The organism is Pseudomonas sp. YY-1 (assembly GCF_002843095.1).
Taxonomy (GTDB): Bacteria; Pseudomonadota; Gammaproteobacteria; order Pseudomonadales; family Pseudomonadaceae; genus Aquipseudomonas; species Aquipseudomonas sediminis_A.
The window spans coordinates 54,311-77,827 of record NZ_PJLX01000016.1 but is presented as its reverse complement, the minus strand read 5'-3'; the positions used below and the strand labels follow the sequence as shown (position 1 = coordinate 77,827).

24 protein-coding genes and 1 pseudogene are annotated in these 23,517 nt (G+C 64.5%); 16 read left to right on the top strand and 9 right to left on the bottom strand.

What is annotated here, in order from left to right; all coding sequences use genetic code 11:
• The first annotated feature begins 42 nt into the window (after positions 1 to 42).
• Positions 43 to 960 (top strand): DMT family transporter, encoded by a 918-nt coding sequence (locus CXP40_RS20060; RefSeq protein ID WP_106735164.1) that lies wholly within the window; start codon positions 43 to 45, stop codon positions 958 to 960.
• 19 nt (positions 961 to 979) lie between these two features.
• Here the strand turns inward: CXP40_RS20060 and CXP40_RS23720 are convergent.
• A pseudogene (locus CXP40_RS23720) lies at positions 980 to 1,119 on the bottom strand (hypothetical protein); the annotation flags it as partial.
• 125 nt (positions 1,120 to 1,244) lie between these two features.
• Here CXP40_RS23720 and modA point away from each other — a divergent pair.
• From modA to modC, 3 genes are all read left to right on the top strand, one after another.
• On the top strand, positions 1,245 to 1,997 hold the full coding sequence (gene modA, locus CXP40_RS20055) for a molybdate ABC transporter substrate-binding protein (RefSeq protein ID WP_106735163.1): 753 nt from the start codon (positions 1,245 to 1,247) through the stop codon (positions 1,995 to 1,997).
• Between the two features lie 100 nt (positions 1,998 to 2,097).
• Positions 2,098 to 2,778, top strand: a complete 681-nt coding sequence (modB, locus tag CXP40_RS20050; RefSeq protein WP_041980364.1) for a molybdate ABC transporter permease subunit — start codon at positions 2,098 to 2,100, stop codon at positions 2,776 to 2,778.
• Positions 2,778 to 3,902: a molybdenum ABC transporter ATP-binding protein gene (gene modC / locus CXP40_RS20045; protein WP_106735162.1), complete on the top strand. Its 1,125-nt coding sequence runs from the start codon at positions 2,778 to 2,780 to the stop codon at positions 3,900 to 3,902. Before modB ends, modC begins: the two co-directional genes overlap by 1 nt.
• Positions 3,903 to 4,050: 148 nt before the next feature.
• Here the strand turns inward: modC and CXP40_RS20040 are convergent, their stop codons facing one another.
• Complete coding sequence (locus CXP40_RS20040) at positions 4,051 to 4,875, bottom strand: sigma 54-interacting transcriptional regulator (protein WP_106735161.1); 825 nt, start codon at positions 4,873 to 4,875, stop codon at positions 4,051 to 4,053.
• A 182-nt stretch (positions 4,876 to 5,057) separates the two neighbouring features.
• Positions 5,058 to 5,639 carry an alpha/beta hydrolase gene (locus CXP40_RS20035; RefSeq protein WP_013717712.1) on the bottom strand — a complete coding sequence of 194 codons (582 nt, stop codon included), beginning with the start codon at positions 5,637 to 5,639 and terminating at the stop codon, positions 5,058 to 5,060.
• A gap of 245 nt (positions 5,640 to 5,884) precedes the next feature.
• Between CXP40_RS20035 and oscA the strand changes: the two genes are divergently transcribed.
• The 5 genes from oscA (at position 5,885) to CXP40_RS20010 (ending at position 9,973) form a co-directional block, all read left to right on the top strand.
• Positions 5,885 to 6,067: a sulfur starvation response protein OscA gene (gene oscA, locus CXP40_RS20030; protein ID WP_013717713.1), complete on the top strand. Its 183-nt coding sequence runs from the start codon at positions 5,885 to 5,887 to the stop codon at positions 6,065 to 6,067.
• A 103-nt stretch (positions 6,068 to 6,170) separates the two neighbouring features.
• Positions 6,171 to 7,172, top strand: coding sequence for a sulfate ABC transporter substrate-binding protein (locus CXP40_RS20025; protein WP_106735160.1), 1,002 nt, complete (start codon positions 6,171 to 6,173; stop codon positions 7,170 to 7,172).
• A gap of 77 nt (positions 7,173 to 7,249) precedes the next feature.
• Positions 7,250 to 8,062, top strand: a complete 813-nt coding sequence (cysT, locus tag CXP40_RS20020) for a sulfate ABC transporter permease subunit CysT (protein ID WP_017360468.1) — start codon at positions 7,250 to 7,252, stop codon at positions 8,060 to 8,062.
• 10 nt (positions 8,063 to 8,072) lie between these two features.
• On the top strand, positions 8,073 to 8,939 hold the full coding sequence (cysW, locus tag CXP40_RS20015) for a sulfate ABC transporter permease subunit CysW (protein WP_013717716.1): 867 nt from the start codon (positions 8,073 to 8,075) through the stop codon (positions 8,937 to 8,939).
• A 41-nt stretch (positions 8,940 to 8,980) separates the two neighbouring features.
• Positions 8,981 to 9,973 carry a sulfate/molybdate ABC transporter ATP-binding protein gene (locus tag CXP40_RS20010; RefSeq protein ID WP_106735159.1) on the top strand — a complete coding sequence of 331 codons (993 nt, stop codon included), beginning with the start codon at positions 8,981 to 8,983 and terminating at the stop codon, positions 9,971 to 9,973.
• Positions 9,974 to 10,168: 195 nt separating this feature from the next.
• On the opposite strand, the gene CXP40_RS20005 is transcribed toward CXP40_RS20010, so the two are convergent.
• Positions 10,169 to 10,861 (bottom strand): helix-turn-helix transcriptional regulator, encoded by a 693-nt coding sequence (locus CXP40_RS20005; protein ID WP_106735158.1) that lies wholly within the window; start codon positions 10,859 to 10,861, stop codon positions 10,169 to 10,171.
• Positions 10,862 to 10,945: 84 nt separating this feature from the next.
• Here CXP40_RS20005 and CXP40_RS20000 point away from each other — a divergent pair, with 84 nt between their 5' ends.
• Both CXP40_RS20000 and CXP40_RS19995 read left to right on the top strand, forming a co-directional pair.
• Positions 10,946 to 11,305 (top strand): antibiotic biosynthesis monooxygenase, encoded by a 360-nt coding sequence (locus tag CXP40_RS20000; RefSeq protein ID WP_106735157.1) that lies wholly within the window; start codon positions 10,946 to 10,948, stop codon positions 11,303 to 11,305.
• On the top strand, positions 11,302 to 12,039 hold the full coding sequence (locus CXP40_RS19995; RefSeq protein WP_106735156.1) for a sulfite exporter TauE/SafE family protein: 738 nt from the start codon (positions 11,302 to 11,304) through the stop codon (positions 12,037 to 12,039). Before CXP40_RS20000 ends, CXP40_RS19995 begins: the two co-directional genes overlap by 4 nt.
• Before the next feature lie 10 nt (positions 12,040 to 12,049).
• On the opposite strand, the gene CXP40_RS19990 is transcribed toward CXP40_RS19995, so the two are convergent.
• Complete coding sequence (locus CXP40_RS19990) at positions 12,050 to 12,451, bottom strand: hypothetical protein (protein ID WP_106735155.1); 402 nt, start codon at positions 12,449 to 12,451, stop codon at positions 12,050 to 12,052.
• A 122-nt stretch (positions 12,452 to 12,573) separates the two neighbouring features.
• On the opposite strand from CXP40_RS19990, the gene CXP40_RS19985 reads away from it, so the two are divergent.
• Both CXP40_RS19985 and CXP40_RS19980 read left to right on the top strand, forming a co-directional pair.
• Positions 12,574 to 13,359 (top strand): helix-turn-helix domain-containing protein, encoded by a 786-nt coding sequence (locus CXP40_RS19985; protein ID WP_106735154.1) that lies wholly within the window; start codon positions 12,574 to 12,576, stop codon positions 13,357 to 13,359.
• A gap of 130 nt (positions 13,360 to 13,489) precedes the next feature.
• Positions 13,490 to 14,236: a hypothetical protein gene (locus CXP40_RS19980; protein ID WP_106735153.1), complete on the top strand. Its 747-nt coding sequence runs from the start codon at positions 13,490 to 13,492 to the stop codon at positions 14,234 to 14,236.
• Between the two features lie 77 nt (positions 14,237 to 14,313).
• Here the strand turns inward: CXP40_RS19980 and CXP40_RS19975 are convergent, their stop codons facing one another.
• The gene (locus tag CXP40_RS19975; RefSeq protein ID WP_106735152.1) at positions 14,314 to 14,838 is read right to left on the bottom strand and encodes a DUF962 domain-containing protein; all 525 of its coding nucleotides are present in this window, start codon (positions 14,836 to 14,838) and stop codon (positions 14,314 to 14,316) included.
• A gap of 123 nt (positions 14,839 to 14,961) precedes the next feature.
• Between CXP40_RS19975 and CXP40_RS19970 the strand changes: the two genes are divergently transcribed.
• The 3 genes from CXP40_RS19970 to CXP40_RS19960 all read left to right on the top strand — a co-directional run bounded on the left by CXP40_RS19970 (position 14,962) and on the right by CXP40_RS19960 (position 18,315).
• On the top strand, positions 14,962 to 15,645 hold the full coding sequence (locus tag CXP40_RS19970; protein WP_106735151.1) for a Crp/Fnr family transcriptional regulator: 684 nt from the start codon (positions 14,962 to 14,964) through the stop codon (positions 15,643 to 15,645).
• 61 nt (positions 15,646 to 15,706) lie between these two features.
• Complete coding sequence (locus CXP40_RS19965; RefSeq protein WP_106735150.1) at positions 15,707 to 17,701, top strand: hypothetical protein; 1,995 nt, start codon at positions 15,707 to 15,709, stop codon at positions 17,699 to 17,701.
• A 188-nt stretch (positions 17,702 to 17,889) separates the two neighbouring features.
• Positions 17,890 to 18,315, top strand: coding sequence for a GNAT family N-acetyltransferase (locus CXP40_RS19960; RefSeq protein WP_099526700.1), 426 nt, complete (start codon positions 17,890 to 17,892; stop codon positions 18,313 to 18,315).
• A 95-nt stretch (positions 18,316 to 18,410) separates the two neighbouring features.
• Here the strand turns inward: CXP40_RS19960 and CXP40_RS19955 are convergent, their stop codons facing one another.
• The 3 genes from CXP40_RS19955 to CXP40_RS19945 all read right to left on the bottom strand — a co-directional run bounded on the left by CXP40_RS19955 (position 18,411) and on the right by CXP40_RS19945 (position 22,766).
• Positions 18,411 to 19,724, bottom strand: coding sequence for an FAD-binding oxidoreductase (locus tag CXP40_RS19955; RefSeq protein ID WP_106735149.1), 1,314 nt, complete (start codon positions 19,722 to 19,724; stop codon positions 18,411 to 18,413).
• A 166-nt stretch (positions 19,725 to 19,890) separates the two neighbouring features.
• Complete coding sequence (locus CXP40_RS19950; RefSeq protein ID WP_106735148.1) at positions 19,891 to 21,258, bottom strand: glutamine synthetase family protein; 1,368 nt, start codon at positions 21,256 to 21,258, stop codon at positions 19,891 to 19,893.
• A gap of 407 nt (positions 21,259 to 21,665) precedes the next feature.
• Positions 21,666 to 22,766 carry a methyl-accepting chemotaxis protein gene (locus CXP40_RS19945; RefSeq protein WP_371916974.1) on the bottom strand — a complete coding sequence of 367 codons (1,101 nt, stop codon included), beginning with the start codon at positions 22,764 to 22,766 and terminating at the stop codon, positions 21,666 to 21,668.
• Between the last annotated feature and the right edge of the window lie 751 nt (positions 22,767 to 23,517).

The window sequence follows — 23,517 nt, the reverse complement described above, 5'->3', positions numbered from 1 at the left end:
CCACTCAGAATAACAGCTCACTTCCCTGCCGCAGCGTTGCTCATGAATGCTCTGACCGCCTCGTACCGACGCAGCCTGGACAACGGCGTGCTGTTCGCCGTGCTCTCGGCCACCGGCTTCAGCCTGAAAGCCGTGTTCGTCAAACTCGCCTATGCCGCCGCGCCGGTGGACGCCATCACCGTGCTGAGCCTGCGCATGGGCCTGGCCCTGCCGCTGTTCGCCTGGCTGCTGTGGCTGAGCCGTGGCACCGGGCAAGCGCGACTGTCAGCGAAAGACTGGGCGCACGTTCTGCTGCTGGGGATGCTCGGTTACTACCTGTCGAGCCTGTTCGACTTCTACGGCCTGCAATACATCAGCGCCGGGCTGGAGCGGCTGATCCTGTTCACCTATCCGACGCTGGTGCTGCTGTTGCAGATGCTGGCGCTGGGCGAGCGACCGGGCCCGCGTACCTTCCTGGCCATGGGCCTGTGCTACCTGGGCCTGGGCATCGCCCTGGTGCATGACATCCGCGTGGAAGGCGACAGCGAGCAGATTCTACTGGGGGCCGCCTGGGTGTTCGCCAGCGCGGTGACCTACGCCTTGTATTACCTGGGCACCGGCGTGGTGATTCGCCGGGTTGGCTCGATGCGCCTGGCCGGGCTGGCCGGCGGTTCCTCGGCGATCATGGTGCTGATCCACTACGCCATCAGCGGTGAGCCAACGCAACTGGCGAGCCTGCCGAATGAGGTGTGGCTATACAGCGCGCTGATGGCGGTGCTGCCGATCTACTGGATGGCGCTGGCCATCCAGCGCATGGGCGCCAGCCATACCGCTGTGTTCGGCAACCTGGGCCCGGTGCTGACGATGTTTGCCGCCTGGGCGCTGCTCGGCGAGGCCATCAGCCTGTACCAGATCGCCGGCCTGGCGCTGGTGCTATTGGGTGTCTCGCGCCTGTCTTCAGGCAAGCGCAAGACGGGCTGAGCCGGGCTCAGCCCTGGCGGATCAGGTCGGCGCCCTTCTCGCCGACATGATGTACGACGCGTTGGTGTTGCCGCTGATCAGCGTCGGCATGATCGAGGCGTCGGCCACGCCATCGAGCAGCAGGCGCTCGACTTCGCAGCGGTGCGCACGAAGATCGTCCACGGAAACAGACCTCAATAGCGCTATATACAAAAAAACATAACGATGTAGGATTGCCGCATTCAGACCTGCCGCCAGGGTCGAGCCAACACCCGATCACAACCCGATAACAACAAGGAATCCCCATGCTCAAGCCGCTCAAGCACAGCCTGCTCGCCCTCGGCCTGATCTTCACCAGCGGCGCCATCGCCGACGAGGTCAAGGTCGCTGTCGCCGCCAACTTCACCGCGCCGATCCAGGCCCTCGCGCCTGAATTCGAGAAGGCCACCGGGCACAAGCTGGTGGCCTCCTTCGGCGCCACCGGGCAGTTCTATGCGCAAATCCAGAACGGCGCGCCGTTCGATGTGCTGCTCAGCGCCGACGACACGACACCGGCCAAGCTGGAGAGCGAAGGCGCGACCGCGCCAGGCTCGCGCTTTACCTATGCCATCGGCAGCCTGGTGCTGTGGTCGGCGGACGCCAACTACCTCGACGGCACGGACGCCGCGCTGAAAGCCGGCCAGTTCAAGCATCTGGCAATCGCCAACCCGAAGGCCGCGCCCTATGGCCTGGCCGCGACCCAGGTGCTGGACAAGCTGAGTCTGGGCGAGGCGGTGAAAGCCAAGCTGGTCGAGGGCCAGAACATCACCCAGACGCACCAGTTCGTCTCCACCGGTAACGCCGAACTGGGCTTCGTCGCGTTGTCGCAGGTGTACAAGGACGGCAAGCTCAGCAGCGGTTCGGCCTGGATCGTGCCGGAGGCCCTGTATGATCCGATCAGGCAGGATGCGGTGATTCTCAAGCCGGGCGCGAACAATCCGGCCGCGACAGCACTTGTCGAGTACCTGAAAGGTCCGGAAGCCGCCAAGGTGATCGAGTCGTTCGGCTATAAACTGTAATCCCTGTAGCCCGGATGCAATCCGGGGGCCATCTGCCTGAGCAGGCCCCGGATTGCATCCGGGCTACGTTTGTCCAGACGCCAGGTGCCGGAACCCGCCCATGCCGCTGTCGAAGAACGACCTCGATGCCATCCTGCTGACACTGGAGCTGGCCTCGCTGACCACCGTGCTGCTGCTGATCATCGGCACGCCCATCGCGCTGTGGCTGACCCGCACCGACTCCTGGCTCAAGCGCCCGGTCGGCGCCGTGGTGGCGCTGCCGCTGGTACTGCCGCCGACGGTGATCGGCTTCTACCTGCTGGTCAGCATGGGGCCCAACGGTTTCTTCGGCCAGCTAACGCAGAGCCTCGGCCTGGGCACCTTCACCTTCAGCTTCACTGGCCTGGTGATCGGTTCGATCTTCTATTCCCTGCCCTTCGTCGTGCAGCCGCTGCAGAACGCCTTCGAGGCCATCGGCCGCGGCCCGCTGGAAGCCGCCGCAACCTTGCGCGCCAACCCCTGGGATACGTTCTTCAGCGTCGTACTGCCGCTAGCGCGCCCGGGTTTCGTTACCGCCGCGATCCTGGCCTTCGCCCACACGGTCGGTGAGTTCGGCGTGGTACTGATGATCGGCGGCAATATCCCCGGCAAGACCCAGGTGGTGTCGGTGCAGATCTACAACCATGTGGAAACCATGAACTACGCCCAGGCGCACTGGCTGGCCGGCGGAATGGTGGCCTTCTCCTTCATCGTCCTGCTGGCGCTGTATGGCGGACGCAGCGGCAAGCTGAGGGCCTGGTGATGTTTGGATTCGGCAAAACCACGCCTCTGCCCGTGACGAATGACGGTCGTATTCGCGCGCGCTTTCTGGTGCAGCACGCGGGCTTTCGTCTGGATGTAGACCTCGACCTGCCGGCGCGAGGCGTCAGCGCACTGTTCGGCCATTCCGGCTCCGGCAAGACCAGTTGCCTGCGCTGCTTCGCCGGGCTGGATCGTCCACAGCAAGGTTATCTGCAAGTGGCTGGCGAGCTCTGGCAGGACAGCGAGCGCGGCTTCTTCCTCCCCGCCCACCGGCGCGCCATCGGCTACGTGTTTCAGGACGCCAACCTGTTCCCGCATCTGAGCGTGCGCAAGAACCTGGAATACGGTCAGCGGCGCATCCCTGCATCGCAACGCAAGGTGGCACTGGATCAGGCGCTTCAACTGCTGGGCATCGGTCACCTGCTCGAGCGCCTGCCCTCGGCGCTGTCCGGCGGTGAACGCCAGCGCGTCGGCATCGCCCGTGCGCTGGTCACCAGCCCGCGCCTGCTGCTGATGGACGAGCCGCTGGCCTCGCTCGATCTCAAGCGCAAGCAGGAGGTGCTGCCCTATCTGCAGCGGCTGCACGAGGAGCTGGACATCCCCGTGCTCTACGTCAGCCATGCGCCGGACGAAGTGGCGCGCCTGGCCGATCATCTGGTGCTGCTCGACGAAGGCCTGGTCCGCGCCAGCGGCCCGCTCAAGGAAACCCTGCTACGCGCCGACCTGCCCTTCGCCAGCGATGACGATGCCGAAGCGGTGATCGACGGCGAGGTTTGCGGCCATGATGCTGCCTATGGCCTGTTGCAACTACGCCTGCCCGGCAGCGAAGCCTGCCTGCGCCTGCCCCACGCGGCGTTGCCCAACGGCCATCCGGTGCGGGTGAAGATCAAGGCGCGTGACGTCAGCCTCGGCCTGCAACGTGCCGAAGGCAGCAGCCTGCTCAACCTGCTGCCGGCGACGGTGGAAAGCTGGCAGGCGCTCGATGCGCAGATGCTGTTGACCCTGCGTCTGGGCGAACAGCGCCTGCTGGCGCGGATCACCCGTTACTCCTTCGATCAGTTGGGTATTCACGCCGGCCAGGCGCTCTGGGCCCAGGTCAAGTCGGTGTCGCTGCTGGCGCCGTAGTCTGTGCCCCGCGACGCCCCGGAACGTAAGACCGTGCGAACGCGAGATTCCCGGTGCGCTACAGGTCGGTGAGCACCGTAGGGTGCGCCGCGCGCACCGGTCTTACGCACAGGTCATGGGGCCGTAGCCCGGATGCAATCCGGGGCGATCAGACGCCCCCTGGCAACTCCAGATGCTGCGGTCCGATTTCCTCATGGCCGGCCAGCAGCAGGGCAAAGTGGATGACGTTCTCCAGCTCGCGGGTATTGCCCGGCCAGCGATGGGACTTCAGTACGGCCTGCGCTGCCGGGCTGATCGGCGGTATCGCAAGGTTCAGGCGCGAGGCATGGATACCGAGGAAATATTCGGCCAGCGGCAGGATATCGCCGACCCGCTCGCGCAATGCCGGGAAGCGCAGTTGGCCGTCGCACAGGTAGGCGTACAAGCGCTCGTCGAAAGTGCCGGCTGCCACCGCGCGGGCCAGGTCGACGCTGCTCGCCGCCACCAGGCGCACGTCCACCGGCAACGCCTGGCTGGCGCCGACGCGATACACCTCGCGGGTTTCCAGTGCGGCCAGCAGTTTGCTCTGCAACGGGCGTGAAAGATCGGCAATCTCGTCGAGGTAGAGCGTGCCGCCATTGGCCGAACCGAACCAACCGGCGCGGCTGCTGGCAGCGCCGACATGGGCGCCGCCGACATGCCCGAACAGCTCGGCCTCACCCCATTGCGGGCTGATTGCCGCGCAGCTCACCGCCACGAACAGGCCGGCGCGCTCGCTCTGGCGGTGGATATAGCGCGCCAGCAACTCCTTACCGGTACCGGTTTCACCGAGAATCAGCAACGGCTGGCCATTGTCCGCCAGCGCCTCGGCGCGCTCGCGCAACTGGCGCGAACGGGCATCGACAAATACCAGCGCCTTGGCCCGAATGCTCAGCGGGCTCTTGTCCGAATCGGCAAAGGTCAATGGTGGGGGGAATCCGGATGGAAAACTCATGACGTGTAGCTCCTGAGCCACACTTCGTCAGCGCGGCCTATTGCGAATCAATGGCCTGGAGCAATTCTGACCTTGCTCCACAACGGCTCGAAGGGTGGCCGCCATGGCTGGCAGGCGATAAAAAAGAGCGGGCGGCTGCCTGGCCCGCCCCCGCTCCGAAGGTGTTCGCCCGTGAAGGGCTTTCAGGCGCGCAAGCGCGCCTGCTGTTCGATGCGGCCCTGCAGGCGATACAGGTAGGCGAAGCCCTGCTCCCAGTAGCGATGTCCGGACTTGACGTTGATATGCCCGGCACCGGTCAGGATCGCCGCCTCGCTACCCCAGGCACGCGCCAGCTCCAGTGCACGCAGGGCGCTGGCCGCGGCATCGTTGTCGGAGCCCACCAGCAAGCTGGGAAAGGGCAGCAGATCACGCGGCATCGGTGCGAAATTCCTTAGCGGCTCGGGGCAACCCGGCCGCTCGACATCAGCCGGCGCCACCAGCAGCGCACCGCGCACCCGGCGCAGCAGTTCGACTGGCGCCTGCGCGGCCCAGTGCGCCACGGTCACGCAGCCCAAGCTGTGGGCAATGAGAATCGCCGGCCGCGGATCGGCTGCCAGCGCCTGATTCAGCGCCGCCACCCAGTCCGCGCGCTGCGGATTGAACCAGTCGTTCTGCTCGACTCGCACGCTACCCGGCAAGCTGCGGTGCCAATGGCTTTGCCAGTGCTCTTCGGGTGAGCCCTGCCAGCCCGGCAGGATCAGATAACGGATTGCTTCACTGGCCATGACGGCGCCTCCTTGAATCGAATGGCGACAGTCTAGGCAGCGCAAGCCAAATACAAAAAGAATAAGAATTTCTTTGCTTATTCCATTAATGAATCCATAACGTGCAGCATTTTATATTTCCAAAAAGAATATAAATGTTCTTAAACAGTATTTTTAAGAATATTCCAGCCTCTCTACTATCCGCTCCACGCCAGCGTCGGCACTCGTTACGCCGCCGTGGCGACCTATTCACAAGGAGCCTGGAAATGACCGCGACGCTGAGAAACCTCGAAGGCCAGGATGAAGCCAGCATCCTGCGCGAGATCCAGACCGCACTGCATGGCCTGAAATTCGGTTCGGTGGAAATCACCGTACATAACGGCCAAGTGGTGCAGATCGAGCGCAAGGAAAAGATCCGCCTGCAACAACCGAGCAGCAAGAACAGCTGACAGCACATCGACTTCATGATGCAGCCCGACTGGACCACCAGAGGGCGCTTACCCGATAGCCCCAACGCCAACACAAGAACTTATCCAGTCTAGGAGCTGCACCATGTCCATTCGCCGTTTCGCCCTGGCCGCGCTGGCCAGCACTCTGATCGCCGGCCCAGCCATCGCCCAGCCGCTGCTCAATGTGTCCTACGACCCGACCCGCGAGCTGTACGTCGAGTACAACGCCGCCTTCAACAAATTCTGGCAAGCACAAGGCAACCCGGCCGTTGCCATCCAGCAATCCCACGGTGGCTCGGGCAAGCAGGCCCGTGCAGTAATCGATGGCCTGCGCGCCGACGTGGTGACCCTGGCGCTGTCTGGCGACATCGACGCGCTGAACCTCAACCAGCAGCTGATCGACCCGAACTGGCAGGCGCGCCTGCCGGACAACAGCACGCCGTACACCTCGACCATCGTGTTCCTGGTGCGCAAGGGCAACCCGAAAGACATCAAGGACTGGGATGACCTGGTCAAGGACGGCGTGGAAGTCATCACCCCCAACCCGAAAACCTCCGGCGGCGCACGCTGGAACTTCCTCGCCGCCTGGGCCTACGCCCGCGAGAAGTTCGGCAGCGAAGACAAGGCCCTGGAGTTCGTGACCGAGCTCTATCGCCACGCCCCGGTGCTGGATACCGGCGCCCGTGGTTCGACCATCAGCTTCGTCCAACGTGGCCTGGGTGACGTGCTGCTGGCCTGGGAAAACGAGGCCTACCTGTCGCTGGCCGAAGAGGGCGGCGATCAGCTGGAGATCGTCACCCCCTCGCTGTCGATCCTCGCCGAACCGCCGGTTGCGGTGGTCGATGCCAACGTCGACCGCAAGGGCACCCGCAAGGTGGCCGAGGCCTATCTGGAGCACCTGTATAGCGAAGAAGGCCAGCGCATCGCCGCGAAGAATTTCTACCGCCCACGCAACGAGAAAGTCGCCGCCGAGTTCAAGGACCAGTTCCAGGACCTCAAGCTGGTGACCATCGACAAGGACTTCGGCGGCTGGAAACAGGCCCAACCCAAGTACTTCGACGACGGCGGCGTGTTCGACCAGATCTTCACCAAGATCAATCAGTAATAGCGGCTGGATTACAGAGGCCCGCCATCTTCACTGGTAGCGGGTCCTCGTCGCGGACCTGAACAAAAGGACACCCCATGTCTCGTCGAACTTCCCCGGTCATACCCGGCTTCGGGCTGACCCTGGGCTACACCATCACCTACCTGGCGTTGATCGTACTGATTCCGCTGGGGGCGATGTTCCTCTTCTCGCTGCAGCTGACCGCCGAACAGTGGTGGGCACTGCTCAACAATCGCCAACTGCAGTTCTCGCTGAAACTCTCGTTCGGTACCGCGCTGGCCGCCGCCCTGCTCAATGGCATTCTCGGCACCGTCATCGCCTGGGTGCTGGTGCGCTACACCTTCCCAGGCCGGCGCATCATCGACGCCATGGTCGACATGCCGTTCGCCCTGCCCACGGCCGTTGCCGGCATCGCGCTCACCGCGCTGTACGCACCCAGTGGCCTGATCGGCTCGCTGTTCCCCTTCAAGATCGCCTATACCCCGCTGGGCATCACCATGGCGCTGGTGTTCGTCACCCTGCCGTTCGTGGTACGCACGCTGCAGCCGGTACTGGCCGACATTCCCAAGGAAGTCGAGGAAGCCGCCGCCTGTCTGGGCGCCAAGCCGCTGCAGGTGTTCCGCCACATCCTGCTGCCGAGCCTGCTGCCGGCCTGGCTGACCGGCTTCGCCCTGGCCTTCGCCCGTGGCGTCGGCGAGTACGGCTCGGTGGTATTCATCGCCGGCAACATCCCGCTGAAGACAGAGATCCTGCCGCTGCTGATCGTGTCCAAGCTGGACCAGTACGACTACCCGGGCGCCACCGCCATCGGCGTGATCATGCTGGTGGTGTCGTTCATCCTGCTGCTGCTGATCAACATTCTGCAGCGCCGCATCCAGCCGCAACTCTGAGGAGCCCGTCATGAGCCTTGCAACCCTTGGCCAGAGCGCGGCTGCGCGCCCAGCCAGCCGCTCCATCGGCGCCATCGCCCTGATCGTCATCGCCTGGGCGGTGTTCGCCGCGATTCTCGTATTACCGCTGTACATGGTGGTGACGCAGGGCCTGAGCCGTGGCCTGGAGGTTTTCTGGCAAGCGATCAGCGAGCCGGATGCCATCTCGGCGCTGAAGCTGACCCTGCTCGCCACCGCCATCTCGGTACCACTGAACCTGGTGTTCGGCGTCGCCGCCGCCTGGGCGGTGACCAAGTTCGAGTTCCGCGGCAAGAGCATCCTGATCACCCTGATCGACATGCCGTTCTCGGTGTCGCCCGTGGTCGCCGGCCTGATCTACGTGCTGCTGTTCGGCTCGCAGAGTTTTCTCGCGCCGTACCTCGACTCGCAGAACCTGCAGATCGTCTATGCCGTGCCGGGCATCGTGCTGGCGACCATCTTCGTCACCTTCCCCTTCGTCGCCCGCGAGCTGATCCCGCTGATGGAGGAACAGGGCACCACCGAGGAAGAGGCCGCGCGCCTGCTCGGTGCCAACGGTTGGCAGATGTTCTGGCATGTCACGCTGCCTAACGTAAAATGGGCGCTGATCTACGGCGTGGTGCTGTGCACCGCCCGTGCGATGGGCGAATTCGGCGCAGTATCGGTGGTTTCCGGGCATATCCGCGGTTACACCAACACCCTGCCGCTGCATATCGAGATTCTCTACAACGAGTACAACATCGTCGCTGCCTTCAGCGTGGCGATCCTGCTGCTCGTCATGGCCCTGGTGGTGTTGCTGCTTCGCCAATGGAGCGAAGCGCGTCTGAGCCGCCAGCTACAAGCCAACCGAGAAGACTGACAGCCGTGAGGCACGGCCCACGGAACCACCAGGAATAAGCCATGAGTATCGAAGTCAAAGGCGTCAACAAGCAGTTCGGCCAGTTCAAGGCGCTGAACGAGATCAACCTGAGCATCCAGAGCGGCGAGCTGGTCGCCCTGCTCGGCCCGTCCGGCTGCGGCAAGACCACCCTGCTGCGCATCATCGCCGGCCTGGAAACCCCGGACAGCGGCACCATCGGCTTCCACGGCGAGGACGTGTCCGAGCACGATGTGCGTGATCGCAACGTCGGCTTCGTGTTCCAGCACTACGCGCTGTTCCGCCACATGACGGTGTTCGACAACGTCGCCTTCGGCTTGCGCATGAAGCCCAAGCGCGAGCGCCCGAGCGAAGAGGTGATCCAGCAGAAGGTGCACGAGCTGCTCAACCTGGTGCAGCTCGACTGGCTCGGCGACCGCTACCCGGAGCAGCTCTCCGGCGGCCAGCGCCAGCGTATCGCCCTGGCCCGCGCCCTGGCGGTAGAGCCGAAAGTATTGCTGCTCGACGAACCCTTTGGCGCGTTGGATGCCAAGGTGCGCAAGGAGCTGCGCCGCTGGCTGGCGCGCCTGCACGAAGAAGTGCACCTGACCAGCGTGTTCGTCACCCACGACCAGGAGGAAGCTATGGAAGTGGCCGACCGCATCGTGGTGATGAACAAGGGCGTGATCGAGCAGATCGGCACCCCGGCCGAGGTTTACGAGCACCCGGCCAGCGATTTCGTCTACCACTTCCTCGGTGACGCCAACCGCCTCTACGTCGGCAACGACCACCATGTGCTGTTCCGCCCGCACGAGGTCGACCTGTCCAGCGAACCGAGCCCGGAGCACAAGGCCGGCGAAGTGCGCGACATCCGCCTGCTCGGCGCGATCACCCGCATCACCCTCAAGGTCGAGGGCCAGGACGAGCTGATCGAGGCCGAGGTGGCCAAGGATCACGTCAGCCTGGACAACCTCGCCCGCGGCACCACCCTGTACTTCAAGCCCAAGGGTGGCAAGCCGGTCAGCACCTCGGCCTAAAGCCACACCTGCAGGAGTTGCGCCCCGGGACGAAGAGCTTCGCCCCGGGGCGGGGCTCCTACGCGGTGAAGCATTGGTATGCCTTAGTAGGTAGGACGAGCGTAGGGTGGGCGTAGGGTGGGCTTCAGCCCACCGAAACAGAGCTCAACCTTTATTGGTGGGCTAAAGCGGATCGCCGCCCGCCCCCCTACTAAGCTACGAAGCCGCGATCGCCATGATCGCCCTGCGTCCCTTCGGCGATACCTGCAGCGCACGCGAACCCTGGCTGCGCCGCAGCCAACCCTCGCCCTCGCACAGAGTCAGCAACGCCGCGCCCAGCGCACCACCGAGATGCGGCTTGCGCTCGCTCCAGTCCGGGCAGGCGCAGAGTCGCTGGCGGCGCTGACGGTTGACCTGTTGCAGATCGACACCCAACGCCTGCAGGCCCTGCTCGCCGCTTGCCGTCAAACTCAGTGCACCGCCCTCCTCGCTCAGCCAGTCAGCTGCACGCATGCGTGCGAATATGCCAACCGCCAGTTCGCCGGCCAGATGGTCGTAACAGGTGCGCGCCTCACGCATGGGCTGCGGCGTGCCGCGTGAGACTGGCACAGCGCGAGCTTGCCGCGGCTGTGCAGCCAGTGCGGCACTGGCCAGAGCCTCGACCAGTTGCCCGACTTCCGGCCCGGCCAGGCGGTAATAGCGATTGCGCCCATGGCGCTGCTGCACCAGCAGGCCGCCCTCCACCAGCTTGGCCAGGTGCGCGCTGGTCGACGAAGGCGACAGCCCCGCCAGCAAGGCCAGCTCGCCGGCCGGCCGCGCACTGCCGTCCATCAGTGCCCAGACCATGCTGGCGCGTCCGGCATCGGCGAGCAGCGCGGCAATCGAACTGAAACCCGGTGCGTATTCCATCGTTCACCTCATGACGAAACATGGCGTGCAGTAAATGTGGATACTGGCAGGCAATGTCCGTCAGAGCCAGCCAGGGAGAAACCGATGCTCGCCGTGATCTTCGAAGTTGAGGCCAAACCAGGCCTGCAGCAGGACTATCTCGACCTCGCCGGCGAGTTGCGCCCGCTGCTCGCCGAGCAACCGGGTTTCATTTCCATCGAGCGCTTCCAGAGCCTCACCCAGCCGGGGAAGATTCTGTCCCTGTCGTTCTGGCAGGACGAAGCCGCGGTCCAGGCCTGGCGCCAGCGCGATGAACACCGCCGCGCACAGACGGCAGGGCGCGAGGAGGTCTTCAGTCACTACCGTCTACGCGTGGCCCAAGTGCTGCGCGACTATGGCATGCAGGAACGCAACGAGGCGCCTGCCGACAGCCGCGCGATCCACGAACAGGAGGCGGCACGATGACCGAGCACCTGCTGCTGATACTGGTCACCTTTCTGCTCGCCGGCATGGTCAAGGGTGTGGTCGGCCTCGGCCTGCCGACCATCGCCGTGGGCCTGCTCGGCCTGGTGATGGCGCCACTGCAGGCCGCCGCGCTGCTGATCATCCCGTCGATGGTGACCAACATCTGGCAGCTATGCGACGGCCGCAGCCCGCTACCGATGCTGCGCCGGCTGTGGCCGATGCTGCTGGGGATTCTGTGCGGCACGCTGCTGGTCGCCGGCTTGCTGCAGAGTCTCGACGTACCCGGCGCCACCCGCTGGCTAGGTGCCGCCCTGGTGCTCTACGCAGTGCTCGGCCTGGCCAAGGTGCACTTTCGCGTGGAAAGGGCCAAGGAGGGCTGGCTAAGCCCGGTGATCGGCGCCATCACCGGTTCGATTACCGCGGTTACCGGCGTGTTCGTGATTCCCGCCGTGCCTTACCTGCAGGCCATCGGCCTGGAGAAGGACGACCTGGTTCAGGCCTTGGGGCTGTCCTTCAGCGTCTCCACCCTGGCCCTGGCGGCAGCGCTCGGTCACAGCGGTGAACTGCTGCAACCGGCGGTGCTGGGTGTATCGGCCCTCGCCCTGCTGCCCGCACTGCTGGGCATGGCCGCCGGCCAGTGGTTGCGCAAACGCATCAGCGCGGAGCGCTTCAAGCGCTGGTTCTTCGTCGGCCTGTTGCTGCTCGGCGCCGAGCTGGCGCTGCGCGGTCTCTGAGCCGGCCTTATCAGGCCACGGCAGCTTGCGAGTGCTTGAGGCCGAACCACTGCAGCTCGGCCAGCAGCGCCACCGCCAGCGCCTGAGCGATGACGAAGGCGTAACCGAACAGGTTCGGCGATACCCAGCCGATCACCAGTAGCAGCAGGCTGTCGATCACCCACAGCGCGTTGACCGCGATCACCGCCCAAATGGCCTGGCGGCTGATCTCGGCGCGGTTGGACAACCACACCAGCAGCGCGGCGAAGGGCAACAGCGCGCTACCGGCCACCAGCAACAACAGGCGCGGCAGTTCGAGGAAGGCGCCCAGCCAGCCGGCCGCCAGGACCAGCAGCAGGCCGGTGACGCCGCTGAGCAGGCCATCGAGCAAGAGAGCGTTGCGCAGCATCGGGGTGGGTTGCAGTGCGTTCATGGCGAATCCTCCGTAGGGGCACCGGACTGGTGCCTGGCCTACAGATTTCGCCGAAACGCACGGGGCGTCGATTACCTGCCAGGTAATGGCCGACATGACCTCGCTGAACTATCGTGCTGACCATGAACACTACCCAGACCGCCGGCGCCCTGTTGCGCCAATGGCGCCAGCGGCGCCGCCTGAGCCAGCTCGACCTCGCCTGCGAGGCGGAGATATCCACCCGCCACCTGAGCTTCGTCGAAACCGGACGCGCCCAACCCAGCCGCGAGATGCTGCTGCACCTGGCCGAGCAGTTGGATATCCCCCTGCGCGAGCGCAATCGCCTGCTCAGTGCCGCCGGCTTCGCCCCGCTGTACAGCCAGCACGAGCTGAGCGATCCGGCACTGGCTCCAGCCCGCCAGGCCATTGAGCAGTTGCTCAAGGCCCATGAGCCCTATCCGGCGCTGGCCATCGACCGACAGTGGAATCTGCTGGCAGCCAACGCCTCGGTCGGCCCCTTTCTCGCCGGCATGCCGGATTTCCTGCTCGGCCCGCCGCTCAACGTGATGCGCCTGTCACTGCATCCCGAAGGCCTGGCACCGCGCATCGCCAACCTGGCGCTGTGGCGCGCCCACCTGCTGATGCGCCTGCAGCGCGACGCGGAAATCAGCGGCGATGAAGCCCTGTTCAGACTGCTCGATGAGCTGCGCGGCTACCCAGCGCCAGCAGAAGTCCCTGCGCCACCGAGCGAGGCCGTACTGGTGCCGCTGCAACTGCACAGCGAGCAAGGCGTACTCAGCCTGATCAGCACCATCACGGTGTTCGGCACGCCGAATGACGTGACCCTGGCCGAGCTGGCACTGGAGACCTTCTTCCCCGCCGACGCCTTCACCGCCGAGTACCTGCGCAATCTGAATAAAAGCCTCTGAACGGTAGCGATTTCCGACGAAATCACTCTTTCGGGTCATGCTCCGCTACGCTTGGCGCAGTAGTCTTGGCGCTGCGTCGTTGACGCTGCCAATGCATACCTGCTCAAAACAATAACAAGGAGCACCCCTGATGCGCTGTAAAGCACTGTTGCGTCATGCTTTTCTCTGGTCGCTCGGACTCTTCGTCGGGCTCTCGCCAATGGCCTTCGCCGAAGCCGTCAGCCCGCAGGAACAGATTCAGGTACACGCCAGCCGCGCCACCAGCAGCCTGATGCTGTTACGTGGCGAAGGTTTCCAGAAGACCCATCAGCAGCGCCTGGAAGCCGACCTGGCCGCTCTGGCCGGTGCCATGCAGAGCCTGCCGCAGGGCAGCGCCGAACTCACCAACGCCCATCAGGCACTCGTTACCCAATTGCGCAACGGTGTTTCCTATGGCCCCGGTGACGAGAACGTGCCCTGGCGCTTCCCCGAAGACCTCAGCCGTGCCCTGCGCGACTTTCTCAGCGCAGCCCGGGCCCTGCCGAGCGCCGAAGGCCAGAGCGAACTGGCGGCCAAGGTCGAGTACCTCAGCGTGCAATACCTCAGCCGCTCCTACCTGGGCACCTTCGAGATCGCTCGGGAACAACCCGGCACCTACCTCGGCCAGGACGAACGCCTGCTGCTGCCGGCCATCGACACTGAACTGCAAGCGCTCAAGGACCAATCCGACCCACAGGTGAGCAAGCTGCAGACACGCTGGAGCTACCTGCGCGCCGCGCTGGCCGATATGAACAGCCAGAGCAACACCCTGCAGAGCGTTTCCGGCCGTCCCTTCGCCCCCATCACCGTGGACCGCCACGCACGCTCGATGACGGCGCAGTGGATGGAGATGTTCTAGAAAGGCTCGCGGCTAAAGCCCCTCCCACGACCTCTTGGAATTGTGGGAGGGTCTTTAGCCGCGACGAACAACAGCAGTCAGGCCAGCGCCTTCTTCTCGCGGATGCAGGTCGGGCCGGCGATCTCCACCACGGCATGTTCGACTTCCTTGCGCAGGCCGAGCAGGAAAGCCAGTTCAGCGGCCACGAACAGCGGACCAACGATCAGCCCCATGACGTCATCGACGAACGCCGGCTTGCGCCCTTCGTAGTAATGGCCAACGAACTGGATCACCCAACCGACCACGAACAGGCCAATGCCTGCCGTCAGCCACAAGGCCGTGGAGGCGACCGCCAGGCTGGCACCGGCCCACAGGCACAGCCCCAGCAGCACGGCCATGAGCAAACCGAAGCGGGTATCCAGACGCAGATAGAACAAGGCGGCAGCCAGCGCCGTCAGCGTGGCAGGCGCCAGCCACAGGCCAGCGATTTCGAAACCTGGCCGCGACAGCAGCACGGCGACGGCCAGCACGATCATCGGGATGCCGATGAAATGGCTGGCGATGTTGCGTCGGTCGCGGTGGTAGGCGGCATACTGCGCCAGGTGATCGACGAGGGTTTTCATTGTTATCGTCCTCATGTGTGAAACGGGCCAGAGCATGATCACCTCGCCGTGGCTCGTCGCACTGTCGGCTAGCCGACAATGGCAGGGATGGCCGCACCGCCGCGCAACCTCACAGGAGCCGCAATGCCCGATCCCCACCATTACCTCAGCCAACTGAACCAGGGGCACTGGTTCGCCGCCTTGCCAGCCGCGCTTAGCCAGAGCCTTTTGGACATGGCCCATGTGCAGCGCCTGGACGCCGGCCAGCGGCTGTTCCGCCGTGGCGACAAACCCAGCGGGCTGTACGCGGTGGTCGAAGGTGCCGTGCGCGTTGGCGCGGTCAGCGAGAACGGCAAGGAGGCGCTGCTGACACTGGTCGAGCCGCCTTACTGGTTCGGCGAGATTTCCCTGTTCGATGGTTTGCCGCGCACCCACGATGCCTTCACCGAAAGCGCCAGCACCCTGCTGCTGTTGCCACAGGCCGAGCTGCTCGCCCTGCTCGAACGCCAGCCGCAACACTGGCGCGACTTTGCCCTACTGATGAGCCACAAGCTGCGCCTGGCCTTTCTCGCCCTGGAAGACATGAGCCTGCTGCCCGCCGCGCCGCGCCTGGCCCGACGCCTGCTGCTGATCGCCGAAAACTACGGTGACAGCGAACCGCGCCGGGTGCTGCACCTGGCCCAGGAACAGTTGGCGCTGATGCTCTCGCTGTCACGTCAGACCACCAACCAGATCCTCAAGGAACTGCAGGCACAAGGCGTGGTGCAACTGACCTACGGCGAAATCGAAATTCTCGACATCGAGCACCTGCGCCAGCTGGCCTCCTGAACCGCTGGCGTCCTGCCACTGTCCAAGCCCTGTTCATTTATCCGCAGGAAGTACCGTGCCGATGCCAGACAATGCCTCCGCTCCGCTGCCCGATGTGCTCGCCGGCCCGCTGCTGCGCCGCCTGGAGCCCGGCCGCCTGGTACTGTGGCTGGTGGCGAGTCGCGAGCTGAGCCTGCAACTGTGGCTGCAGCCCGAAGGCCAGACGCAGCAGACACATGCACTGGACGAACACTGCCAGCAACTGCCGCTCGGCCGACACGCCGTGTTGCATCTGATCGACCTGCCCCTTGCGCAGGCCCTACCGCAAGACGTACGCATCGCCTATGACCTGCAGATCGTCGCTGACGATGATCCGCAAGGCATGCGCGACTGGGCACCGCACCTGATGCATGACGGCGCTGAGCATGCCGATTTCGTCCTGCGCTCGCGTGTCGATCACCTGCTCCATGGCTCCTGCCGCAAGCCGCACCACGCTGCCGATGATGGCCTGCTCTGCGCCGACCGCCTGCTCGCAAGTCAGCCCGAAGCCAAGCAGCGCCCGGCCCTGCTGCTGATGAGCGGCGACCAGGTCTACGTCGACGATGTCGCCGGCCCATTGCTGTGCGCCATCCACCAACTGATCGCCCGCCTCGGCCTGTTTGACGAATTTCTCGAAGGTGCCGTGGTCGAGGACAGCCAGGCGCTCTACGCCAACCCGGTCGGCTACTACCAGCGCGCCGAACTGCTGCCCGCGGTGAAGAGCAACCAGACCTTGCGCGACAAGTTCTTCGGCGGGGTGGAAAAGCCGGTCTTTACCAGCAACAGTGCCGACAACCACCTGGTGACCTTCGCCGAGATGATCGCCATGTACCTACTGGTCTGGTCGCCGGTGCCCTGGACACTGATCAGCGAAAAGCAGCCGCCGCTGGATGAAGAACAACAGCAGCGTTACGCCAACGAGCGCGAGCGTATCGATGCGTTCCGCCAGAATCTTGGCCAGGTCGCGCGGGTATTCGCCCACCTGCCGACGTTGATGATCTTCGACGACCACGACGTCACCGATGACTGGAACCTCTCCGCGCGCTGGGAGCAGACCGCCTACGGCCATCCGTTCTCCAAACGCATCATCGGCAACGCCCTGCTCGCCTACCTGCTGTGCCAGGGCTGGGGCAATAACCCGGACGTGTTCGAGGAGCCGCTGCAGGCCTTTCGCGAACTGCTTGAGCAGCGCCAGGACGACCATCTGCAGGCCAAGGCGCAGGACGCACTGATCGACCAGTTGCAGGGCTTCGAACAGTGGCACTACGTGCTGCCGAGCACGCCGGCGCTGCTGGTACTGGATACCCGCACACGGCGTTGGCGCAGCGAAGGGCACCTGTCGAAACCCTCGGGGCTGATGGACTGGGAGGCGCTGTGCGACTTCCAGCAGGCGCTGCTCGATCACCCCAGCTGCATCATCGTTTCAGCGGCGCCAATGTTCGGCGTGAAACTGATCGAGGGCATCCAGAAACTCTTCACACTCGCCGGCCACCCGCTGATGGTCGACGCAGAAAACTGGATGGCCCACCGCGGCGCGGCCAGCGTGATGATGAACATCTTCCGCCATTCACGTACGCCAAGAGATTTCGTCATCCTCTCCGGCGACGTGCACTACTCCTTCGTCTACCGCGTGAACATCCGCCACCGCCGCGCCAGCCCGACCATCTGGCAGATCACCAGCAGCGGCATCAAGAACGAATTCCCGGCCGACCTGCTGGACTGGTTCGACCGCCTCAATCGCTGGCTCTACGCGCCCTGGTCGCCGCTCAACTGGCTGACCAAACGCCGCCGCATGCGCGTCACCCCGCTTATCCCCGACCGCAGCCGCTCGGGTGAACGCTTGTGGAACAGCGCCGGCCTAGGCCAGGTGTTCTTCGATGAACAGGGCCGACCCAAGCGCATCCTGCAGCTCAACGCAGACGGGTCAAAGCCCGCAGCGTTCATCGCTGAGCGTGAATCAGGTCCGGCGACAGCGCCACTGTCCGGGCATCCTGATCGCAGTGCAGTACCGCGAGACGGCGGCACAAGCCACCCGTGAGCCGAGCGCCTACGCCAAATAGCATCAGGGCAAGTACCCGAGGCAGATGACCGGCGAATTGGCGATCGTCGCTCGGAGTGAAAAAAGCAGGCGTTACTGGAGTGATCCGATTTGCCCCATGAACCTTCTCCACTCTCTAATTGGGTTCAAACTGGCGCCACAAGATTTTTTCCAGTTCGGAGATCCCATTGAGCATTTACTCCTGCCTGTTAGAAACGCCATCCGCTCAGGTCTATCAAGCGCTTCGAGTCGGCTCTGGCCTTAGCGCAAAGACCGATGAGGCCGCCGCACGTGGCTTACCTAACAGCCTGTTTGCCGTGCAAATCCTGCATGACGGCCAACCCGTTGGAATGGGCCGCGTGATCGGTGACGGAGGCTGTTTCTTTCAAGTCGTGGACATCGCCGTTCTCAGGGAACATCAGGGCAAAGGGCTCGGCAAGCGCATCATGGGCGAGATTCTGCAGTTCATCGAAACCCATGTGCCGGAAAGTGGCTACGTGAGCCTTATTGCGGATGGGCCAGCACAAGACCTGTACGCGCAATTTGGCTTCGTTCACACCGCGCCGCACTCTGTTGGTATGGCTTACAAACGCCCGAGGCCTGCAGAGAGCTGATGTAAGCGAGAAATGACTCCCATCATCTCTAAGTCGATGACCCGAGCGGAGCACGACTGCCGCCAATTGCTACCGCCCGGGTCATCCCCTGCGCTTCAGCGCAGCTTTTCCAGCATCTGGTAGTACCACATGCCGGCTGCCAGCATCGGGTTGCCGAGCTGGTCGCCCAGCGGCACCTTGATGTGCTTGCAGGCAGCGAAGGTGTCGTACTGCTCCAGATCACCAGTGATCGCCTTGGCCATGATCTCGCCCATGATGTGAGTGGTGGCCACGCCGTGGCCGGAGTAGCCCTGGCAGTACCAGACATTGGACGAGAGCTTGCCCAACTGCGGGATGCGGTTCATCACGATGCCCATGGCGCAGCTCCACTGGTAGTCGATCTGCACGCCCTTGAGCTGCGGGAAGGTGCTCTCGATGCACGGGCGCAGCTCGCCGGCGATATCGCGCGAATCGCGCCCGGAGTAATTGGCGCCGCCGCCGAACAGCAGGCGGCCGTCACCGGTCAGGCGGTAGTAGTCGAGTACGAAGCGGCAGTCGTACACCGCCAGATCCTGCGGGTTGATCTCACGGGCCAGCTCGCCCAGCGGCGCGGTGGTGACGATGCCGCCCATGGCCGGGAAGATCATGCCCTTGAGCTTGCGCCGTTCCAGCTTGTGGTAGACGTCGCCGGCTAGCAGCACCTGTTTGGCCTCGATACGCCCGCCCGTGGTGACCACCGCCGGACGCGGGCCGTGGACGATATCCAGCACCTCGGAATGTTCGAATATCAGCGCGCCCAGACTCTCGGCGGCCTTGGCTTCGCCGAGGCACAGGTTGAGCGGGTGCAGGTGCATGTTGCGGGTGTTCTTCAGCGCGCCGCAGTACAGCTCGCTGCCCAGTTGCGCACGTACGCCAGCCGCATCGAGCAGGGTGACATCGCCGCCCATACCGCGACGCAGCGCTTCATCGTAGGTGGCCTTGAGCTCGTCCATATGGCTGGCTTTCATCGCCGTATGCAGATGGCCGTGCTTGAGGTCGCAGTCGATGCCGTACTTGGCCACGCGGTTCTTGATGATCTCGTGGCCGCGCCAGCGCAGGTGCCAGATGAAGTCATCCACCTCCTCGCCCAGCGTGTTGCGCATTTGCTTGCGCATGGCCTCGTCGCCGGAGAGGCTACCGGTGACCTGGCCGCCGTTACGCCCGCTGGCGCCCCAGCCGACCTTGTTGGTTTCCACCACGGCGACCTTGAGGCCGCGCTCGGCCAGCTCCACCGCCGTGGCGATGCCGGTGAAACCGCCGCCGATGATGGCCACGTCGACGGTCACGCTGCCCTGCAGTGTCGGGTAGTCGGTCTCGAAATTGAGCGACGCCGAGTAGTAAGACGGCGCGCGCTCGGCGGCGGGTTTGACGGGTTGCTTGATTGTGTTCATTGCAAAATCCTTGTAGCGGCGGCACCGCCGTTGGGTGTCGCGGGGCCGACTAGGCTGTGCGCACCAGTAAATCTGGAGAATTCGCAGCTGAAGCCGCTCCTACATGGGGTGCACACTTCGTAGGAACGGCTGGGCGGCACTCCGCTTCAGCCGCGATGCTGTTCAGTCAGGCGTTGCTCAGATACCAACGCCAATCCTGCTCACCGACTTCACCCATGAACTGGCGATACTCGGCACGCTTGACGGCGAGAAAGACCTTGAGGAATTCGGCACCAAAGGCATCACGCGCCCAGCTGGAGCGCTCCAGTGCCTGGATCGACGCCAGCCACTCGGTCGGCAGCAGAGTCTTGGCCTGGGCGTAGCCATTGCCTTCCACCGGCGCTCCTGGGTCGAGGCGATCACGAATACCACGGTGAATCCCGGCAAGAATCGCCGCCGCGGCGAGATAGGGGTTGGCATCGGCGCCACAGATACGATGCTCGACATGCCGGGTATTGGCGGGCCCGCCCGGCACGCGCAGGCTGACGGTACGGTTATCCACACCCCAGGTTGGCGCCAGCGGCGCATAGCTGTTGGCCTGAAAACGCCGGTAGGAGTTGGCGTTGGGGCAGAACAGCAGCAGCGAGTCGAGCAGGCTGGCGAGCATGCCGCCAACCGCCTGGCGCAGCAGCGGCGTGCCGGCAGGATCTTCGCTGGCGAACAGGTTGTTGTCCTGCGCATCGGCCAGGCTGACGTGCATATGCATGCCGGTGCCGGCCAGATGGTCGAATGGCTTGGCCATGAAGCAGGCCTGCATCCAGTGACGGTGCGCCACGCCCTTGACCAGGCGCTTGTAACGTACCGCCTGATCCATCGCCGCCAGCACCGGGCCATGTTCCAGGGTGATTTCCACCTGGCCGGGGGCGTATTCGGAAATCGCCGTGCGCGCGGGAATACCTTGCGCCTTGCAGGCGGCATAGAGGTCGCGCAGGAAAGGTTCGATCTGTTCCAGTTCGCGCAGGCCGTAGACCTGGGTCTGCCGTGGACGGCCACCGTCGGCGTCCAGCGCCGGCTGTGGGCGCCCCTCGGAATCACGCTTCTGGTCGAGCAGATAGAACTCCAGCTCGCAGGCCATCACCGGGTAATAACCCTCGGCTTCGAGCTGCTCGATCACGCGGATCAGCAACTGACGCGGATCGGCCGGCGTGGCCGGCAGGCCTTCGGTCGGGTGCATCGACACCTGCACGGCGGCGGTGGGCATCTGCCGCCAGGGCAGGCGCACCAGGCTGCCGGGCAGCGGATAGGCGCGACAGTCGATATCGCCCACCTCCCAGACCAGGCCGGAATCCTCGACATCCTCGCCCTGGATGGACAGGCCAAGCATGGTGCTCGGCAGCGGCCGGCCGCTCTGGTACAGCGCCAGCAATTCCTCGCGGTGCAGCAGCTTGCCGCGCGGCACGCCATTGGCGTCGAGAATGAATAGCTCGATCAGCTCGATATCGGGGTTACTCGCCAGGAAGTCCTGAGCTTCCTGCACGGTGGCGAAAGTCGTCATGTTGCGCTCGCTTGCGCCAGTTCGGCGCTCGGTGTCCGCACGGCCCGTTCGATTCGTGAACAGGTTACACAGGCAGACAAGGTGATAGCAGCGGCTGCGGGCATGGCGCAGCCATCGGTATTCAGCGGGCGGAGACGGCGTCCGGCGGGCGGGCGTGGCGGCAATGCCACAGCGCCCAGAAGGCGAGAATGATCGTCAGCAGCGGGTTTAACCGCTCCAACAAGCGCCGCCGCGCGGGAGCGCGGTACAGCGGAGCATGGACTTGGCAGGCCAGGGAGATCATGGTTTGGCAGCGTCGCACAGGGTTTGAGGTGCGTTAAATCGGGTTTTTCATACGCTTGGTTGTGCGCCGACTAAACAATCCACTGACGAACCAACACCGCCCAGCAGGGTGCGCCGTGAGCACCTTAAGGCTCCGGCCGATAACCCAGACGCAAACCGCCCCAATGCTTGCCCTGCACCATGATCGGCACTGACAAGTCGTGCATCAGCTCGCCAGTATCGCGCATGTAGGTCTGCAGCAGCAGCGCCTGCTTGTGGCTGCCGCAGCGGATGCCGGTGCGGTCGTTGAACAGGCGCTTGCCGCGGCTGCGGGTCGCATCCACCGCCGGGTCGCCGCTGGGCGGGTGGTTGAACGCGGCGTTATGGGTCGCCACGTAGCCTTCCGGGGTGGTGGAGATGGCGAAGACCAGCCCTTCATGGCGCTTGAGCAAGGGCTCCTGCAACGCCGGCAGCACCTGGTCGGCGTACTGATCGAAGCGGGTGCGGTACTTCTGTGGCTGGGTGCCGGCGATTGGTTGGTAGCGACGGTCGAACAGATCATCGAGGCTGATGCGACCGACCTGCAGGTCCTGCTCGAACTGCGCCGCGATCGCTGCTGCGCCTTCGCGGGCGAGGTCAAAGGCGCGCTGGTGGTAATCATCCAGGCCCACTTCGGCGAGCTGCTCGCTGACCGTCTCGGCCTGGCCAACCAACTGTTCGGCAGCATCGGCCAGTTGCCGCGTCTGCCCTTCGCTGCCCTGCACGTCGTCCTGCAATTGCAGCGCAGCAGCCGACAGGCTGGCCAGACGCTGGTGGTTGTCCGCCGTGCCGGCGCTGATCTGCGCCACCTGCTGCTCGACTTCCTCGGCCTGGTCGGCAATACCGTGCAGGCGGCTGCCGGCCGTCTCTATCTGCTGCGCCGCCTGCTCCAGCTCGACGCTCTGACGCTGGATATGCGCGACCACCGCCGTACTCTGCTGGCGAATGTCGGCGATCATCTGGCTGACTTCCTCGGTGGCACTGGCGGTGCGCGCAGCGAGGTTGCGCACCTCGTCGGCGACCACGGCAAAGCCCCGGCCCATCTCACCGGCGCGCGCGGCCTCGATGGCCGCATTGAGTGCCAGCAGGTTGGTCTGGCTGGCGATGGACTGGATCACCTGGGTGACCTGTTCGATCTGTTCGGTACGGCTGCCGAGACCGTCGATCAGCTCACGGCTGGCCAGGGTCTGCGCGCTGAGTTGCTGCATGCGCTCGATGGCCTGATTGAGTTCGGCCTGACCGTTAGCGCTGGCCTCACGCACATATCGGGCCGCGCTCAAGGTGTGCTCGGCGCGGGCGGCGCTGTCCTGCTCGGTGTGGGTGATGGCCTCGGCGGCCTGGCTGACCTGCTGCACCGCCGTCAGTTGCGATTGCAGGCGACCGGCCAGGTGCTTGACCGCATGGGCCACCTTGGCTGCGGATAGCGCGTTGTGACAGGTATGGCGCGACAGCCCGCGGCTGAGCTCGACGAAGTCAGCGCTGGTGACCTGCTCCGTGGCAGGCGAACCGTCGTCGCGGCGCTGCCATGGTCCCAGCCAGGGCCACAGCGCCAGCAGCAGGAAAGACAACACGCTGACATAGGGCGGTAGCTGCACCTGCTGGTAGACCAGCATCAACGCAGCCAACCCCAGGGCGTGGAGAAGACAGGCAACAGGCGAACGGACAAAGGCAGCTTGCATGACCGACCTCAGAGTTCTTGTTCTGGTGCGCGGCGAGGCGCTGTAGGCGGACGGGGTCACGGCGGGTTCTCTCCTTGAATATCCCACGCAACCTGGGCAGCAGGCTACGCGTAAGACAGGCCCGACGAAAAATAAGCGTGTGCAGGTCGGGCACCATGACCGGGATTCGAGCAGCTTGGAAGCACCAGCACTATAAAACTTTGGTAGCACACTGCCATGGATTTAGACGGTCAGGCCCCTGGCAGGCTGATCGAACACGCCGCCAGCGCAACCTTTGCCA

What these genes read in the sequence shown, in the direction of transcription:
- CXP40_RS20060 (WP_106735164.1), top strand. Translation starts at nt 43, where the DNA reads ATGAATGCTCTGACCGCCTCGTACCGACGCAGCCTGGACAACGGCGTG.
- modA (WP_106735163.1), top strand. Translation starts at nt 1,245, where the DNA reads ATGCTCAAGCCGCTCAAGCACAGCCTGCTCGCCCTCGGCCTGATCTTC.
- modB (WP_041980364.1), top strand. Translation starts at nt 2,098, where the DNA reads ATGCCGCTGTCGAAGAACGACCTCGATGCCATCCTGCTGACACTGGAG.
- modC (WP_106735162.1), top strand. Translation starts at nt 2,778, where the DNA reads ATGTTTGGATTCGGCAAAACCACGCCTCTGCCCGTGACGAATGACGGT.
- CXP40_RS20040 (WP_106735161.1), bottom strand. Translation starts at nt 4,875, where the DNA reads ATGAGTTTTCCATCCGGATTCCCCCCACCATTGACCTTTGCCGATTCG.
- CXP40_RS20035 (WP_013717712.1), bottom strand. Translation starts at nt 5,639, where the DNA reads ATGGCCAGTGAAGCAATCCGTTATCTGATCCTGCCGGGCTGGCAGGGC.
- oscA (WP_013717713.1), top strand. Translation starts at nt 5,885, where the DNA reads ATGACCGCGACGCTGAGAAACCTCGAAGGCCAGGATGAAGCCAGCATC.
- CXP40_RS20025 (WP_106735160.1), top strand. Translation starts at nt 6,171, where the DNA reads ATGTCCATTCGCCGTTTCGCCCTGGCCGCGCTGGCCAGCACTCTGATC.
- cysT (WP_017360468.1), top strand. Translation starts at nt 7,250, where the DNA reads ATGTCTCGTCGAACTTCCCCGGTCATACCCGGCTTCGGGCTGACCCTG.
- cysW (WP_013717716.1), top strand. Translation starts at nt 8,073, where the DNA reads ATGAGCCTTGCAACCCTTGGCCAGAGCGCGGCTGCGCGCCCAGCCAGC.
- CXP40_RS20010 (WP_106735159.1), top strand. Translation starts at nt 8,981, where the DNA reads ATGAGTATCGAAGTCAAAGGCGTCAACAAGCAGTTCGGCCAGTTCAAG.
- CXP40_RS20005 (WP_106735158.1), bottom strand. Translation starts at nt 10,861, where the DNA reads ATGGAATACGCACCGGGTTTCAGTTCGATTGCCGCGCTGCTCGCCGAT.
- CXP40_RS20000 (WP_106735157.1), top strand. Translation starts at nt 10,946, where the DNA reads ATGCTCGCCGTGATCTTCGAAGTTGAGGCCAAACCAGGCCTGCAGCAG.
- CXP40_RS19995 (WP_106735156.1), top strand. Translation starts at nt 11,302, where the DNA reads ATGACCGAGCACCTGCTGCTGATACTGGTCACCTTTCTGCTCGCCGGC.
- CXP40_RS19990 (WP_106735155.1), bottom strand. Translation starts at nt 12,451, where the DNA reads ATGAACGCACTGCAACCCACCCCGATGCTGCGCAACGCTCTCTTGCTC.
- CXP40_RS19985 (WP_106735154.1), top strand. Translation starts at nt 12,574, where the DNA reads ATGAACACTACCCAGACCGCCGGCGCCCTGTTGCGCCAATGGCGCCAG.
- CXP40_RS19980 (WP_106735153.1), top strand. Translation starts at nt 13,490, where the DNA reads ATGCGCTGTAAAGCACTGTTGCGTCATGCTTTTCTCTGGTCGCTCGGA.
- CXP40_RS19975 (WP_106735152.1), bottom strand. Translation starts at nt 14,838, where the DNA reads ATGAAAACCCTCGTCGATCACCTGGCGCAGTATGCCGCCTACCACCGC.
- CXP40_RS19970 (WP_106735151.1), top strand. Translation starts at nt 14,962, where the DNA reads ATGCCCGATCCCCACCATTACCTCAGCCAACTGAACCAGGGGCACTGG.
- CXP40_RS19965 (WP_106735150.1), top strand. Translation starts at nt 15,707, where the DNA reads ATGCCAGACAATGCCTCCGCTCCGCTGCCCGATGTGCTCGCCGGCCCG.
- CXP40_RS19955 (WP_106735149.1), bottom strand. Translation starts at nt 19,724, where the DNA reads ATGAACACAATCAAGCAACCCGTCAAACCCGCCGCCGAGCGCGCGCCG.
- CXP40_RS19950 (WP_106735148.1), bottom strand. Translation starts at nt 21,258, where the DNA reads ATGACGACTTTCGCCACCGTGCAGGAAGCTCAGGACTTCCTGGCGAGT.
- CXP40_RS19945 (WP_371916974.1), bottom strand. Translation starts at nt 22,766, where the DNA reads ATGCAGCAACTCAGCGCGCAGACCCTGGCCAGCCGTGAGCTGATCGAC.